The organism is Bdellovibrio bacteriovorus, from assembly GCF_001592755.1.
GTDB lineage: Bacteria > Bdellovibrionota > Bdellovibrionia > Bdellovibrionales > Bdellovibrionaceae > Bdellovibrio > Bdellovibrio bacteriovorus_E.
The window spans coordinates 1-15,389 of sequence record NZ_LUKF01000015.1; the positions used below are offsets into that span (position 1 = coordinate 1).

A 15,389-nucleotide genomic window follows, 5' to 3' on the forward strand; every position below is an offset into this window, starting at 1 on the left:
ACAGTTGCGTGAAGAGAACCAGTTAATTGGATAGATCCCGGTTAGATCCGGTTTTGCTTATTTTTTGAGAAGAAAAAAATTGGGGTGAGTAACGGGGCTTGAACCCGCGACACTCGGAATCACAATCCGATGCTCTACCAACTGAGCTATACCCACCACAAAAGGAAGAACCTTTATAGGATTTTGTCGTGGAAATAGCAAGCAGGAAATTTACCGGCCACTGAAAAAATCAGAAAAACTTAATAATCACAAGTAGCTACGACCGGTTGCGCCTTACAAACTATGCTGGCTTTTTCAGCATCCAAAGTGGTTTCTTCGGACCAATCCCCGTTGGCGTTGCAGCGACGGCGGACACAGGAAGTGCCCTCGTTTTGAACCAGGCAGTTCTTCTTTTCCTTCTTGGGATTATTCACGCACGTCCAAACGCACTCATTGAATTTGCCTGCAGGCTGGCTGCAAATCACACCTTCGCGCTTTAATTTCGCAAGACGCGCTTGTTCTTGAGCTTTGAGTTTCGCGATGCCATCAAGACGTTTTTTCTCATCGGCCGCAGCTTTATTCAACTCCCCCGCATCAATCGGAGTCACCGCTAACAGACGACCTTTGGGAATTTTCTTACCTTTAAGAAGAACATCGTAAGAGATCTCGCCGTTTTCAATCACACCTTGAAAACCCGCTTGCTGTCCTTTTTTTACCGTCACGGACTCTTCACCGTTGAGGGCTGAAAACTCCATGGTGCCTTCAAACATCTTCACACCAGTGAAGGCCTTTTGCGGATAAATTGAAAGAACATAATCACCCGGGATCGCCAGGAACTCAAAAAGGTCCGAACGCAAAGCGATATTGTAAGCGCCTTTTTCTTTCTGATTCCAATGAAGATCACCGCTTTTAAGAATCACAACGGGAGCTTCACCCGACTCCCAACTGATCACCGGCATTAAAACTTCGCCTGAACCCAGCAGAATAAAACTGCGCTTTTCATCAAGTTCCACTTTAACTCGGCCAGATAAAGAGGTTTCTAGAAGAGCTTTTTCGCGAAGAACCTGACGGCCTTTTACCAAAGCTCTTTTGCCGTCTTTCCCCGTCAACCAAACTTGGCCGTAAAACTCACGGATTGCGGGATACTTCGGAGCGACCGCCAAAGCGGCCTCCGCAAAAACCAAAAAGACAAGACTAAGAAGAGATTTATTGAGAAGACTTTTTCTGAGCACGTTCCATCTCCCAGAGTTTGGCGAATTTTAAAAACAGCGAGTAAGAGGCCCCGACAGCAATGATAAAACCTGGGAGCCCATCTAGAAAACCGGCTTTCACGAAGTAAGTCTCAACGAACTTCCCCCAAGGCTTAAAGATCATCTTTAAGTAAGAAAACTTCTTCCCTGCCGCGAGAAGCTCTTTTGCTCCCAACGTGGAATAGCGGTCGTTGGTAAGAACCTGATCACTGATCCCATCAAAGACCCAATGAAGCAGATCGCGCTTCATTTTTAACTTTAACTTTACTTGCACTTTTTCGTGTACGTCCGCGGAATCCCACTGAGAAATGGATTTATTAAACAGGCGAAGTTGATAGTCAGGGTACCAACCACCGTGAGAAATCCAACGTCCCAGATGATAGGACTTGCGCGGGAAAAGATACCCCGCCTCGGAATTCAAATCAGAAAAACCGCCATAGATTTCTGCCGCAAGCTCGGGACTTAACGCTTCATCTGCATCGAGCGCCAACACCCAAGAGTTTTTCGCTTGAGCTGTTGCGAAGGCTTTTTGGGGACCGAACCCCTTCCATTTTTCCTGGAACACGCGGGCTCCACAGCGTTCGGCGATTTCTACCGTGCGATCCGTCGAAAAGCTGTCGACCACGACAATATCGTCGGCAAAGGGAACGGAGCGAATGCAGCGCTCGATATGCGCCTCTTCATTTAAGGTAATGATCACTAGAGATATGGGAAGTTTCGTCACTTCTTAAAGGTCTCTTTGGATCAAGGTCTTGTCAAACGATTCGCGAATGGCTACCATTTTTAGATCGGATGTTTTGAAAGGCTTTAATTTCATGAAATTTGCTAAATACTTCGTTTTAGGTCTGTTTTTAAGTTCCTCGGCGCATGCCTACTTGAGCATCGCTGAATCCGGAGAATTGCTGGCTCCAGGAAAATATCAAGTGGGAGTTGAACCTCAACTTCTAACGAACAAAGGTAACGGAGCAAACTTCAACGTCTTCTTCGACACCGCTATCAATGAATCCATGAGCGGTCGTATTTCGATGGGTGCAGGCGCTGTGGACTTCAATGCGTTTGCAAGTGCAAAGTGGATCCCGATTCCTGACGTCGACAATCAACCCGCAATGGGACTTCGTTTCGGTGCAGGTATCGCCAGAGATGAAGACGAAAACTTAATTCAACTGCAATTAGCACCGATGTTGAGCAAAAAGTTTGATACTGAGTACGGAATGTCTGTTCCCTACTTCTCTATCCCTTTCACGTTCCTTAACACAAAAGAAGAAAACTACGTAGCGTCCAACTTGGCAATCGGCACAGAATTTCATTACGTCGATTGGAATCAAGTGACTTTAGGGGCGGAGTTAGGCCTAGAGTTGAATAAGTCTTATTCTTACATCTCGATTTTTGCTACATTCCCATTTGAGAGCCACAAAGGATTCGGTAAATAAATATGTTGTCTTGGTTATTTAGGGATGAAGCTGGAACAGCCGCAGATTTGTACGTCGACCTCGGCACCGCGAACACTTTGATCGCAGGTCGTGGCAAAGGCATCATTTTAAATGAGCCTTCTTTGATCGCGTACCAACAAACAAGTCCTGGCAAAAAAAGAGTGATCGCGGTTGGAACAGATGCCAAAGAAAAATTGGCGAATAATCCTGGCAGCATCTTTCCGCAAAAGCCGATTCGTGATGGCGTGATTGCGGACTTTGAAACAACAGAAGTGATGCTTAGACACTTTCTTTCTGCTCCGGGAGTAAAATCTGCATTTTCTCGCCCAAGAGTAGTCGTGTCTTTGCCTTACGGAGTGACGGAAGTAGAAAAAAAAGCGGTCATTCAATCTTGTAAAGCGGCCGGCGCAAAAGAAGTTTTCTTGATTGATGAGCCAATGGCCGCAGCGATTGGTTCAGGTCTTAATATCAAGTCTGCTGAAGGTAATATGATTATTGATATCGGTGGTGGCACAACGGAAGTTGCAGTTATTGCCCTTGCGGATATCGTTTACTGTGAAGCCGCTCGCGTGGGTGGTCATAAAATTGACGACTCGATCATTGATTACTTCCGCAAATACAAAAAGCTTATTATTTCTGAAACGACGGCGGAATATTTGAAAGTCTCTATCGGTACAGCGGTTCCGAAGAAAGACATCAAGTCAGCGACAATCACAGGTCGTGATGCTGATACAGGAATGAATAAAACAGTGGAAGTCAGCTCTGAAGACGTAGGACTTGCAATGAATAACTCTGTTCAAGAAGTTATCAACGCAATTCACCGCGCTTTAGAACACACCCCGCCTGAGCTTGTTTCTGACATTATCGAAAGAGGTGTTGTTCTGGCTGGCGGTGGCGCCTTGATTCGCGATTTCGATTTGCGCATTCAAAACGAAGTGCGTTTACCGGTCAGAATTGCAGAGAGCCCTCTGACAGCCATCGCCCGCGGAGGCGAAGCTGTCTTGAGTGACCCTGAGCTTTTAGACAAGATTCAACTGGAAGTTTAAACTGGAACAGGGGTCGCTTTCGGCCCCTTTTTCATATCTTCACGCAGAAGCTGTAAGAGCTGTGCAGAGACCACACCTTGCTTCCCCGTCCCGATTTTCTTTCCTTCATATTCTGTGACCGGCAAAACATCTAATGTCGTTCCAATCATCATCACTTCCTGCGCTTCGTAAAGATCCATCTCGGTCAAATCTTTTTCCTGAATACCCGTTAAGGCACCCGCAGCTAAAAGGGATTCTGCGAGTTCAAAACTGCGCATCATGGTTGTGCCTTTTAAGATCTGACGAAGTTTTGGGCGAACCAAGGTGCGATTCTTATCAATCATCACAATGTTTTCAGTCGAGCTTTCCGTCAAATACCCTTGAGGATCTACGCCAATCGTAAAATCAAGTTTGCGATCGACACTTTCTTTTTTCATCAAAACATTTTGCAAGTAGTTGCAAGTTTTAATCGTCGCAAACCAAGGGTCTTTTGGTGGAATCTGACTGCGCCCCACCCTCACACCATTGATGTATCTTTCTTCAGAATACGGAGTATAAGCCGTCACGACTAAATACATTTGCGACGCCAAACACTCATAAGGATTTGTTGTAAAACCACCCGGACCACGCGAGATATAAAGACGCAAGACAGCGTTTTTTGTACTCGCCACTTGAACAGTTCTAAAAATCACTTCACGCATTTCATCAAGAGGCATCGGAAGTTTTAAACCGATTTTACCCGCGGAAAGCTCTAAACGCTCTAAGTGCTCTTGCAGAAGAAAGGCTTTGCCATCAACGACCTTGATTGCTTCAAACACCCCATCCCCACGATGCACCAAATGATCGTCGATAGGGACTGTCATCAACCCCGGCTCTTTCGTAATACCGCCCAACCAAGTGCTGTACATGGCTAAGTAAGTTTTTTGTGCGGCGTAAGCACGCTCTTGAAGTTTGGATTGAATTTCAGAGGGGGAAAGAACTGCAACGGACATGATAGTCTCCTCAGCAAACATTCTGACAGCTCCTTTTTTAAGGGTAAAAGTTTTTTTGTTTTTAAATTGACGTCTCTCGATGGAGGTCCTGAGAATAAGGAAAGCATGACGGAGGACAAAATGCTAAAAGCTTTCATCACGGGTGTCATTTTACTTACTATGACAGGCTGCTCTTCATTGATGCGCCGATCCCCACAGCAAGATACAAAAGTCGTACTTAAGGACCAACAAGGCGGACAAAAAGAAGCTCCCGCTGAAGCCACTTCAAGTGATCCTAAAGAGATCACGAAAGTAAGCCCGAACGATCAAGAAATGGAAGCGGCGCAAGCTCAAGCGGAAGAGATGAAAGATGCTGTGGCAGCTGCGGCTCAACATATCTCTACAAATCATGGCAAAGAACCGACGGCGCGTGCAGCCGGCCCGGTCGCTGCTGAAAAATCTTTGGGTTGGCTTAAAAATGGAAACACTCGCTTCATTAAAGGCAAATTCCGTGCTGACGGTGCTTCAGCAAAAGACCGCTTGCGTTTGGTCGCGGGTCAAAAACCTCATGCCGTAGTTCTTACTTGCAGCGATTCTCGCGTTCCGCCAGAAGTTATTTTTGACCAAAAATTAGGCGAGATCTTCGTGATCCGCACCGTGGACCTTTCTGCTGCTCCAGATGTCGTTGCGAGCACGGAATACGCTGTGGGCGAATTGGGTTCAAACCTTGTCGTTGTGATGGGACATGAGTCTTGCGGTACCGGCAGAACTTCCAGCGGATTGCAGTCTGTGACTCAAGAACTTGCTGAACGCTCTGCACTTCTGCGTGACGGCATTGCGTCGGGTGAGGTAAAAGTTGTTCAGGCCATTTACCACCTTGATTCTGGAATCGTGGACTGGCGCTAATTCTTGAAAGGCATTCGATGAACCAAAACCGTAAAATCCTCATAACTTGTGCTCTTCCCTACGCCAACGGCTACATCCACTTAGGTCACTTGGTGGAGTATCTTCAAGCCGATTTCTGGGCACGCTTTCAAGAAATGCGTGGCAATCAGTGTGTTTACATCTGCGCTGATGACACTCACGGAACTCCGATCATGGTGAAAGCGCGCGAGCTAGGCATCACTCCGGAAGCTCTGATTGCAAAAAGTTATGACGAACACACGAAAGACTTCGCGGATTTCCAAGTGAAGTTTTCTTTGTACGGTTCAACGAACTCTGTCGAGAATAAAAATCTTTGTGAATACTTCTATCACAAAATGGTAGAAGGCGGTCACACTCGCAAGCAATTGATCCAGCAGCTTTATTGCAACCACGACAAAATGTTCCTTCCCGATCGTTTCGTGAAGGGCACGTGTCCTAAGTGCGGCGCTAAAGAACAGTATGGCGATTCTTGTGACGTGTGCGGCTCGACTTATTCTCCAAGTGATATGAAAGAGGTTCACTGCTCTCTTTGCGGGACGACTCCGGTTCTTAAAGACAGTGAAAGTATTTTCTTTAAATTGAATGACTTCAAAAAATATCTTGAAGAGTGGATTCCAAAACATTGTTCTCCAGAAATTTCTAAAAAGATGCTGGAGTGGTTTAATGAGGATCTTCTAGATTTAGATATCTCTCGTGATGAGCCTTACTTCGGCTTTGCGATTCCGGGTACAGATAATAAAAAATTCTTCTATGTGTGGGTTGATGCTCCGATGGGCTATATGTCCACGACAGAGCAATGGGCAAAGAAAAACAATATGTCTTTAAAAGACGTATGGGATGATCCAAGCCGTGAAGTATATCACTTCATCGGCAAAGACATCGCTCGCTTCCACACGATCTTCTGGCCGGCGTTCTTAAAGTCTGCAGGCTTTAGGTCTCCGGATCAGGTTTTTGTTCACGGTCACTTGATGGTGAATGGCGAAAAGATGTCTAAATCTAAAGGCACCTTTATTGCCGCTCGCACTTACTTGAATCATTTAAATCCGGAATATCTTCGCTATTACTATTCAACTAAATTAAACAGTTCAGTTGATGACATCGACTTGAATCTAGAAGAGTTCGTCAATCGCGTGAATTCAGAGCTTGTGGGTAAAATCACAAACTTGGGTTCTCGCGGTGGCCAGATGTTGAAAAAGAAGATGGACGGCGTGATGAGCACTCCAGATACAGAGGGTGCTAACTTAATCGCTCATGCGCAGAAAAAAGCCGATACGATTGCGGCTCATTACGAAGCTCGTGATTTTGCGAAAGCTTTAAATGAAATCCGTTCTTTAGCGGATGATGCGAATAAGTATTTCGACGAAAAAGCTCCATGGAAAACTTTGGATGCTAATCCTGTTGAAACAAAACAAGTCATCACAACGACTTTGAACGTGTTCCGCCTTCTTGCGATTTACCTAAAACCGGTTCTTCCGTACTACACGGAAAAAGTGGAAAAGCTTTTGGGCGAAATAAACTACAAGTGGTCTGACATCAATACCGTTCTTACGAATCGTCCTATCGCGGACTATGAGCACTTAGCGACTCGCGTGGAAGCTGACAAAGTCAAAGCCATGGTCGAAGAAAGTCGTAAGATCAACGAAGAAATTCAAGCGGCGAAGAAGGCGACTTCGACGGCTCCGAAGGCGGCTCCGGCTGCTGCTAAAACGGAAGACCGTAATGGCGACCGCCCTGCTGAAATTGAATTTGCTGATTTTGAAAAAGTGGATTTGCGCATTGGTCAAGTGATCGAAGCCGAAGAGATCAAAGAAGCCGACAAACTTCTTCGTTTGAAGGTGGATATTGGTGATGGCCAAGTTCGTCAGATCATCGCGGGTATTAAGTCCGCTTATAAACCTGAACAACTTCTAGGTCGCAAGATTCTAGTTTGCGTGAACTTAAAACCACGCAAAATGAAGTTCGGTATGTCTGAAGGCATGGTGCTTGCGGCAGGAAGTGGTGGCAGTGACTTATTCGTCCTAGCTGCTGACGACGGCGCGCAAGTCGGCCAACGAGTTAAATAATGGCACTTTCCGCTCAAGATAAAAAATCCCTCGAAGAAATCCATCGACTGTTTCTAGCGTTGGAAAAATCCTCGGGGGATTTTTCTTTTGATCCTTCGTCTTTAGCGGAATTAAAAAATAAAATTTCGGAACTCAAGTTTTCGGAAAATCCCAATGTTTCTCGCCTAGCGGATCTACAAAAGCATCTAGTGGATGGAATGACTTTAAAGCATTTCGTTTCTTACATTATTCCTTTTGAACGCCTTCTGCATAAGAATTTACAAGACGATGATTTCTTAGTCCTTGAAAACGACAAGTCGGAAAGTACGTCGGAACCTCTCCCCTTGGTTTTTGTTTTGGATAATATTCGATCCGCTTTTAACGTCGGTTCTATCTTTAGAACGGCGGAATGCTTAGGGGCTCAAAAAATTTATCTTTGCGGTTACACGCCCAACCCCACGCAGTGGAAGGTCGAAAAGACCGCGATGGGCACGCAAGAATATCTAGCCTGGGAAGAGTCACCAAAGCTTTTAGAATGCCTTGAAGAACTTAAAGATGAAGGCTATCGCATCGTCGCTTTAGAAACGGCAGCCAGTGCTGTAGATCTTTTTGAAAGCTTTGAACTTGAACCTACAGCTTTTGTTGTAGGGAACGAACGCTTTGGGCTTGATCCAGAAATTTTAAAAGTTATCGATGAAGTTCGCATCATTCCTTTACGCGGAAGAAAAAATTCCCTGAACGTCGGAGTAACGGCAGCTATTGCTGGCTTTGAATGGATGAGGCAATGGCGCAACAAATAAGCATCACTCCCATTGGCGTCTTTCACAGTTCGCAAAAAGAGCCCTACGAAGCTGGAAGACAGACAGATGAATTCCACTCAGAAGGCGTCATCGAACTTTCTGCTGGTGAAAACTTTGAACAAGCCCTGATCGGCCTTGAAGGCTGCTCCCATATTTGGGTGATCTTTCATTTTCATCACAATAATCATTGGAACCCGATGGTTCTTCCACCGCGAGGAAGAACGACTAAGATCGGTGTCTTTGCCACTCGCTCCCCTTACCGCCCGAACGGCATCGGCATGAGCTGTGTAAAAATCAAACGTATTGAGAAATTAAAAATTTACGTTGAAGCAGCAGATATCTTAGATGGCACACCAGTTTTAGATATTAAACCTTACGTCGCTTATGCAGATTCATTTCCTGGCGTTGAACCCGCGTGGCTAGCTGATGCTAGTAAATACACAGTTTCGTTCACTGGCGAGGCTTTAGAGCAGCTAGAATGGCTTGATAACGCCGGCGTTGAACAACTTCGCGGCTTCATCTTACATCAACTGGAGTTTGAACCCACCAACTCAAAGAAAAAGCGCGTGAAAGCTTTTGAAGATCACTTTGTCATCGCCTATCGCACGTGGCGTGCGGCTTTTACGGTTCAGGAACACACTGTGGAAGTCTATAAGATTTTTTCTGGTTATAGCGAAAGTGACCTCGCGGCGAGCGAAGACACTTATCACGATAAATCCATTCACAAAGAATTTAAGAAGCTTTTTCCGTCTGCTCGTCCGTAACCGCCGCTGTTTGACCGAAGACTTGGTTTTTCAAAAGTAAATAAAGAGGCAAGAAACCCAAACCTCTGCTGACTGAACCTAAGATAAAGACCGCATAGTAGCTTGTTACTTTTTCTCCTAAGAACCAAAGGACTTTACCACCCATATAAGTTCCCAGAATGATCGCGACCGAGTTTAAAAGATTGTAAACTGTGAGTACCGGAACTTTTTCTTCCTGCTTTAAGTCTTTAAAGAAGATCAAAGAAAGACCAACTTCCACAAAAGCCCACGCAAAACCACTGATCAGTTGAAGGAAGTAAATAAAGCCTGCTCCACTACTAAGGGCCCACATCGCAGGCAATGGGACAATGGCACCGGCCCCAAATAGTAATAGATTAAATCCTGAAGTTTTACCTCTGAATTTTTCAATGGCACTTAAAGCGACAATCTTACCAACAAACAAAAGAGCAATCGCTATCATATACTGGCCATAGTCCATCTTCACTTGCGCCAGCATATAAGGTGTTACGAAGGGAGATGAAACAAAAACCGCCGCTTGAAACGGAACGAGATAAAAGAAAAACTGTCTTTTCTGCGTGTTTGCCCAGAAAACATTCCAAGAAGCGCGAAACCCTAAGCGGGGTTCACTTCTCCACTCGGGATCAAACCACTGCGAAGAAAGAATCGCTGATGACATCAAACGACAAGTCGCCGCGAATAAAAATAATAATGTGAAGACGGAAGAGAAGGGCCCTAACTCTACTTTGTAGTTCAGAGCTAAACCGCCCCCGATAAGACCTACCAAGATTCCAAGCTGAGAAATGCGAGCGCGTTTGGCGAAGAAAGCATTTCCTTCATCGACTTGCACTAAGCGCCCCATCCAGTAGTTCCAAGCAAGACCAGAAGAAAAACCCGATCCCCAATAAAGTGTCAGAATAATGAAAAGCGTCCAGAAGTTTGGAGCGCGCGTCGCTGAAAAATAAATCAATGGAATGAACGTCAACGCCTGCATCACGCTGGATGCAACAACCCAGTGCTTATGCGATTGCACTCTTTGCAGACCGCGTGGAGTGATCAGTTGTAAAATGGCTCCGCTGACAATGGGAAGACTGGCAAGAATACCGGCGAAGACTTCGCCCATGCCGATAGATAGTGAATACGCCGGTAAATAGGTTTCACCGGCTCCAACCATGAGAGAACAAAGGAAAGCATCAATCAAACTTAGCCGAAGACTTTTTTCTCTCATGAAGACTTACTAAATTCCTTATTTACGTTTTTTACGCATTTCTTTTGCTGATGCGATTTCTTCTTTGCAGGCAGCAGAAAGTTTATCTTTATGTTCTTTCATGCACTTTAAGATGCGCCCTTTTCCAGGCTTCACATCTCCACAGTACTTTTCAGCTTCTTCGTGACAGGCTTCTTTCATATCTGCCAATTTTTCTCTGGCACTTTCAAGATGCGCTTTACACTCTGCTGACACCTTCTCTTTATTTTCATGAAGACATTTTGCGATTCTTCCACCGCCGGGCTCTACTCCCGCACACAGAGACTCGCGATCTTTATCGCAAGCTCCGCCACCATTTTGATGAGCTTGAGCAAACGACGTCATTCCCAGAACCATCACACATACCGCAACGTACTTATTCATGCTGACTCCTTTAGAATCAGATTGTAGCAGCAGCTTTTCCGCGCGCACAAAGGGATTGAGGTCCTATGGTCCTTTGTTATGACGTCTGAATTTAGCTAGACCTTCGTTAGTTGATCGTAAAGTGAACGGCTCCCATGGTTAAAGTTGCGAAGAAGGATGCAACTATAAGACACCACAAGTAGCTTAAAAGGATAAAAACACCGTCTTTTTCCATGTGACCAATAGCGCACAGAATGATTCCGACGACCGGGACGGTGTTTGAAAATGGAATTGGAAGTGGCAGTGACAGAAGCAAAGAGTTCGTCACAAATACCAAAAGATTGATGGATCTAAAAAACCAATGATCGTGCAAAAAGACTAGACGTTGCTTTACGATCTTTACCGCATAACCCCAGATTTTCTCCGCCACCTCGGAAACCTTCAGAAGAACGTCGGCCGAGACCTTTAAGTTTTCAAAGCGCTCAGGCAACCAAGGTGGTTTGTTGCGATAAAGAAAAATCGCAACTACCGCAATCAGAAAACCCAGTGGAGTTGATAGACCCGGGATGGGAATCGGTTGAAGAAAAGGAAGGCTCAGAAAAAGCATGAGCATCGCATGCCCCTCTTCTCCCAATAATTGAAAGATCCGGCGCAACGTTAAGTCACCCTTAGCTGCTTCTGCCTGCAAAAGATCCATGGCAGTAATAAAACGGCTTTTCAAACTTGCTTTCCCACCCGTCCGATTTTATCAATATGCTTTCAGTTTTAGCCGCCTTTGCGGCTTCGTTTATTTTAAAGGACTTGGTATGGATTGGAAGATTTTTGCGAGCACTTTTATCACTATTTTTCTGGCCGAAATGGGTGACAAAACGCAGTTTGCGGCTTTGGCTGCTTCTTCACAGACCAAATCCACAATGACGGTCATGATTGCCGTTGTGCTTGCTTTGGGCCTTGCGGGAATTTTAGGCGTGATTTTTGGTAAATTCCTGGGGACTTTATTAAGCCCCCAAATCATGAAATACGTTTCTGGAACTTTATTTATTCTTGTCGGTATTTGGGTTCTGACAGCTAAAGGATAACTTTAAGCCTAATGACAGTAATCTTCGCGGGACTCATTCACACCCTTGAACCCGCGATAGAGATAGAAATCCCCAGTGTTTCCCATCAAAAATGTGGAGTTGAAATTCTGTCCATAGATCAAACGCATATATGGACGACCCCGTGTCGTGTAAGCGATTTTCGCCGTCCCTAACCCCTTCAGATGAATCTCTTTATTCTTGTGATCAAGCGTGTAAGTGGAATCGAAGTTCTTTTCAAAAAGCTGAGTGTTAAAATCAAATTCTCGGTATCGCGCTGTAAACGTTTTGTTTTTCTTTAGAAAAACTTCGGTCTGCGCCACTCGCACTTGTGCAGGGTCTGTCCAAAGCTGTGTTCCTGCCCCGATAAGAACAGGAAAGCTGATGCCCTCTTCGCAAGTACCTAAAGTTTTATAATAGAAGGATTCAGGGATCCAAGAATCCGTCGCAGAAATCGACGAAGTCAGTTCTCCACAAGAAGATAGAAATAGAGCAAAAAGAATTAACGGAAGTGCCGGACGAAGAAAGCTCATACCCTTTTATAAATATATGAGAATTTCTTGTCATTCTTTGAACGACGAAATTAGAGGTTCGTCGAGTGTGGACGCAGAAATAAAAAACCCCAGGTCTAGGAGACTTGGGGTTTTTAGTTCCGGAAGCTGCTTCAGTTTCGGGCGCGCGAGGCGCCCTTCACTCTGCGGCCTGCCGCTGGTGCTGCTTCAGCTTACGCGCCTGAAGGCGCTTCAGCTCTGCCGGCTGCCGCCGCTTAGCCGCCGATTGTTGCGATCAATTGAGCGATCAACAATGAAACGACAGACATAACTTTGATCAAGATAGCGATACCAGGACCAGAAGTGTCTTTGAACGGGTCACCGACAGTGTCACCAACAACCGCTGCTTTGTGAGCATCGGAACCTTTTGGATGACCTGGCAATCCACCTTTTTCGATGAATTTCTTAGCGTTGTCCCATGCTCCACCAGCGTTTGCCATGTAAAGAGACATTGTCGCACCTACAGCCAAACCACCTGCAAGAAGACCTGCAAGAGCTTGAGGGCCTAAGATGAAACCAACAAGAACTGGCGCAAGAACCGCGATCATACCTGGCAAGATCATTTCAAACAAAGCGGCTTGAGTCGCGATGTCTACGATCTTAGCTGGTTGTGGTTCTGCTTTACCTTCACGAAGGCCTGGGATTTCTTTAAATTGACGAGCAATTTCTTTTACGATTTTTTGCGCAGCCTTACCTACCGCAGTCATAGTTGTAGAACCAACTAGGAATGGAAGAATAGAACCAAGCAAGATACCGATCAAAACTCCCGAAGAAGTTAGATCCAAAGACATCTTCGCAAGACCTGCTTTTTCACGCACATGGTTTACTTCCATGTTGAATGCAGAGAATAGAGCAAGAACTGTCAAGATCGCAGAACCGATCGCAAAACCCTTACCGATAGCTGCTGTTGTGTTACCAACGGCATCTAGTTCGTCAGTGATGTCGCGAACGTTTTTACCAAGACCTGACATTTCAGAGATACCACCGGCATTATCCGCGATAGGACCGTAAGCATCCACAGTCATAACAACTGCTGTACCTGCCAACATACCTACTGCAGAAAGAGCGATACCATAAAGACCCAAAGCTTGGTCTGCAACGTAAGCCGCGATAACAACGATCAACATTGGGATCGCTGTAGATTCCATACCTACTGCAAGACCACGGATTACACCAGTACCCGCACCAGTCAAAGCTGCTTCAGCAACTAGACGGATTGGACGAGCCGCTGTGTAGTACTCAGTGATAAGACCGATCAAGGCACCACCGAATGCACCCGCAGCCAAAGCTACAGTTACAGATTGGCTGATACCGAACATTGGCATCAAGATATACGATGCGATTGTCAAAAGGATTGGTGGAACAATCAAAGCGTTACGAAGAACTGTTGCAGGCTTGCCGTGTTTGAAAGCGCGCGCTGCAAAGATCACGATGATTGAAATCACAAGACCCAAAGTTGAAAGAAGAAGAGGCAAAGCCACGCCTGTGATACGAACAGTTTCAGCTTCCGCAGAAGGCATCAACGTCGTCAAAGCGTCTGCAGGGATTGTCAAAGCAATCGCCATTGCAGAAACGATAGCCGCAACCATCGACTCATAGATATCCGCGCCCATACCAGCAACGTCACCTACGTTGTCACCCACGTTATCAGCGATAACGCCTGGGTTGCGAGGATCGTCTTCAGGAATGTTCTCAACAACTTTACCCGCGATATCCGCACCCACGTCAGCGGCTTTAGTATAGATACCACCACCGATACGAGCGAAAAGAGCGATTGAAGAAGCGCCCACCGCGAAAGAGTGAAGAATTGTTCCCAATGTCTCTTGTCCTTGGAAAATCCAGTAAAGAACACCAAGACCGATAAGACCAAGACCTGCAACAGAAAGACCCATCACCGCGCCACCATCAAGTGCCACTAGAAGAGCTGCGGCTTTAGAGCCACCTGCTGCTGCTTGAGAAGTACGAACGTTTGCATAAGTCGCAGCTTTCATACCGAAGAAGCCTGCAAGCAAAGACAAGAAAGCACCAAGAACAAAAGATCCTGCTGCGATTCCGCCCAATGCAAAAGCAAGAGCTGCGCCCACGACGATCGCGTAGACGAAAAGAACTTTGTACTCACGAACCAAGAAAGCCATTGAGCCTTCACGAACGTAAGTCGCGATGCGATTCATAGTTTCATTGCCTGCAGGCTGTGCCTTCACGCGAAGGTAAAGAGCCAAAGCAACGAACAAACCAACAACCCCAGCAATAGCCGGAGAAATCAGTAAAGATTCACTAAACATTGTTGCACTCCGTGTTTGATTTCTCGTTTAAATTACGAAGACTTAGAGGTACCTGAGTTCATTGCAATTAGTCAATGGAGAGTACACCGTACTTCTATAAGAAGTGCGGTGCATTATAAGAGATTTGGAGCGATGAAAGCGAAGAAGAATCCGGTAAGAAAAACCACCAGAGAAAGAATATAGACGCGGATTGAGAATTTTCTGCCTGAAATACAGGCATCTCGAAGCTTCGGATCGAGCGGACACGGGGCGTTGCGGTTCTTCCAAATCCAAAAACCATTCAATGCGAGCATGGCTCCAGCAAAAATAAAAACTTCGAGTTTATTTTCGGAAACCCAAATCAACCCTGGAACTTCAGAAGCCAAGCCCGCAAGCACAGCCCCTAAACCTAAGCTCACTAAAAGAGCCGGAAGCGCGCAACAGATCAAAGTCCCCGCGGATCCAAAAAGCGTCAGGAAAGTGAAAAACTTATTTGCTGAAAGAGACTTCATAACCCGCCTCTTTTAAAAGAGTCGAAATTTTATCGTGAGATAGTTTTTGTCCGTCTTTGTATGTCAGCTTTACGAATTTATTTTCAAGACTCACCTGCACGTCGGCGACTTCAGGCTGTTCTTTGAATTTTTTAGTAATACCTTGAGCACAGAAAGAACACACCATTCCCTTCACACCCACAGTTTCAACTTCGCCGG

17 protein-coding genes and 1 tRNA gene are annotated in these 15,389 nt (G+C 45.6%); 7 read left to right on the forward strand and 11 right to left on the reverse strand.

Going from position 1 to position 15,389, the window contains the following annotated elements; translation table 11 throughout:
* Nucleotides 1–80: 80 nt before the first annotated feature.
* The 3 genes from AZI85_RS09590 to AZI85_RS09600 all read right to left on the reverse strand — a co-directional run bounded on the left by AZI85_RS09590 (nt 81) and on the right by AZI85_RS09600 (nt 1,953).
* Nucleotides 81–156: transfer RNA gene (locus AZI85_RS09590), tRNA-His, on the reverse strand.
* Between the two features lie 83 nt (nt 157–239).
* A complete protein-coding gene (locus tag AZI85_RS09595) occupies nt 240–1,211 on the reverse strand; it encodes a hypothetical protein (RefSeq protein ID WP_155723980.1) in 972 nt (323 codons plus the stop codon).
* Entirely contained in the window at nt 1,186–1,953 is a 768-nt protein-coding gene (locus AZI85_RS09600; RefSeq protein WP_253720932.1) for a glycosyltransferase family 2 protein, read from the reverse strand. Before AZI85_RS09600 ends, AZI85_RS09595 begins: the two co-directional genes overlap by 26 nt.
* Nucleotides 1,954–1,999: 46 nt before the next feature.
* On the opposite strand from AZI85_RS09600, the gene AZI85_RS09605 reads away from it, so the two are divergent.
* Together AZI85_RS09605 and AZI85_RS09610 are read left to right on the forward strand one after the other, a co-directional pair.
* Entirely contained in the window at nt 2,000–2,659 is a 660-nt protein-coding gene (locus AZI85_RS09605; protein WP_253720933.1) for a hypothetical protein, read from the forward strand.
* Between the two features lie 2 nt (nt 2,660–2,661).
* Nucleotides 2,662–3,705, forward strand: coding sequence for a rod shape-determining protein (locus AZI85_RS09610; protein ID WP_063243878.1), 1,044 nt, complete (start codon nt 2,662–2,664; stop codon nt 3,703–3,705).
* Here the strand turns inward: AZI85_RS09610 and AZI85_RS09615 are convergent.
* Nucleotides 3,702–4,676, reverse strand: coding sequence for an aminotransferase class IV (locus AZI85_RS09615; RefSeq protein ID WP_063243879.1), 975 nt, complete (start codon nt 4,674–4,676; stop codon nt 3,702–3,704). The genes AZI85_RS09610 and AZI85_RS09615 overlap by 4 nt on opposite strands.
* A 120-nt stretch (nt 4,677–4,796) precedes the next feature.
* Here AZI85_RS09615 and AZI85_RS09620 point away from each other — a divergent pair, with 120 nt between their 5' ends.
* Genes AZI85_RS09620 through tsaA form a run of 4 tightly spaced genes read left to right on the forward strand, consistent with a single transcriptional unit; the run spans nt 4,797 to nt 9,185 of the window.
* A complete protein-coding gene (locus AZI85_RS09620) occupies nt 4,797–5,561 on the forward strand; it encodes a carbonic anhydrase (RefSeq protein WP_063243890.1) in 765 nt (254 codons plus the stop codon).
* A gap of 17 nt (nt 5,562–5,578) precedes the next feature.
* The gene (gene metG, locus AZI85_RS09625) at nt 5,579–7,642 is read left to right on the forward strand and encodes a methionine--tRNA ligase (protein ID WP_063243880.1); all 2,064 of its coding nucleotides are present in this window, start codon (nt 5,579–5,581) and stop codon (nt 7,640–7,642) included.
* Nucleotides 7,642–8,421, forward strand: a complete 780-nt coding sequence (locus tag AZI85_RS09630; RefSeq protein ID WP_063243881.1) for an RNA methyltransferase — start codon at nt 7,642–7,644, stop codon at nt 8,419–8,421. The genes metG and AZI85_RS09630 overlap by 1 nt, the downstream gene beginning before the upstream one ends.
* Entirely contained in the window at nt 8,406–9,185 is a 780-nt protein-coding gene (gene tsaA / locus AZI85_RS09635; RefSeq protein ID WP_063243882.1) for a tRNA (N6-threonylcarbamoyladenosine(37)-N6)-methyltransferase TrmO, read from the forward strand. The genes AZI85_RS09630 and tsaA overlap by 16 nt, the downstream gene beginning before the upstream one ends.
* On the opposite strand, the gene AZI85_RS09640 is transcribed toward tsaA, so the two are convergent.
* The 3 genes from AZI85_RS09640 to AZI85_RS09650 all read right to left on the reverse strand — a co-directional run bounded on the left by AZI85_RS09640 (nt 9,154) and on the right by AZI85_RS09650 (nt 11,512).
* Nucleotides 9,154–10,410 carry an MFS transporter gene (locus AZI85_RS09640; protein ID WP_063243883.1) on the reverse strand — a complete coding sequence of 419 codons (1,257 nt, stop codon included), beginning with the start codon at nt 10,408–10,410 and terminating at the stop codon, nt 9,154–9,156. The genes tsaA and AZI85_RS09640 overlap by 32 nt on opposite strands.
* 18 nt (nt 10,411–10,428) lie before the next feature.
* Entirely contained in the window at nt 10,429–10,812 is a 384-nt protein-coding gene (locus AZI85_RS09645; protein ID WP_063243884.1) for a cysteine rich repeat-containing protein, read from the reverse strand.
* A 106-nt stretch (nt 10,813–10,918) separates the two neighbouring features.
* Nucleotides 10,919–11,512, reverse strand: coding sequence for an exopolysaccharide biosynthesis protein (locus tag AZI85_RS09650; RefSeq protein ID WP_253720934.1), 594 nt, complete (start codon nt 11,510–11,512; stop codon nt 10,919–10,921).
* A gap of 85 nt (nt 11,513–11,597) precedes the next feature.
* Between AZI85_RS09650 and AZI85_RS09655 the strand changes: the two genes are divergently transcribed.
* The gene (locus tag AZI85_RS09655; RefSeq protein WP_063209804.1) at nt 11,598–11,870 is read left to right on the forward strand and encodes a TMEM165/GDT1 family protein; all 273 of its coding nucleotides are present in this window, start codon (nt 11,598–11,600) and stop codon (nt 11,868–11,870) included.
* A gap of 8 nt (nt 11,871–11,878) precedes the next feature.
* Here AZI85_RS09655 and AZI85_RS09660 read toward each other — a convergent pair whose 3' ends face one another.
* The 4 genes from AZI85_RS09660 to AZI85_RS09675 all read right to left on the reverse strand — a co-directional run.
* Complete coding sequence (locus AZI85_RS09660) at nt 11,879–12,400, reverse strand: hypothetical protein (RefSeq protein ID WP_063243886.1); 522 nt, start codon at nt 12,398–12,400, stop codon at nt 11,879–11,881.
* Between the two features lie 233 nt (nt 12,401–12,633).
* Nucleotides 12,634–14,700 (reverse strand): sodium-translocating pyrophosphatase, encoded by a 2,067-nt coding sequence (locus tag AZI85_RS09665; protein ID WP_063243887.1) that lies wholly within the window; start codon nt 14,698–14,700, stop codon nt 12,634–12,636.
* A gap of 113 nt (nt 14,701–14,813) precedes the next feature.
* On the reverse strand, nt 14,814–15,191 hold the full coding sequence (locus AZI85_RS09670) for a hypothetical protein (RefSeq protein WP_063243888.1): 378 nt from the start codon (nt 15,189–15,191) through the stop codon (nt 14,814–14,816).
* The coding region (locus tag AZI85_RS09675; protein WP_172795326.1) for a heavy-metal-associated domain-containing protein at nt 15,169–15,389 on the reverse strand (221 nt) is incomplete at its 5' end. The genes AZI85_RS09670 and AZI85_RS09675, both read right to left, overlap by 23 nt.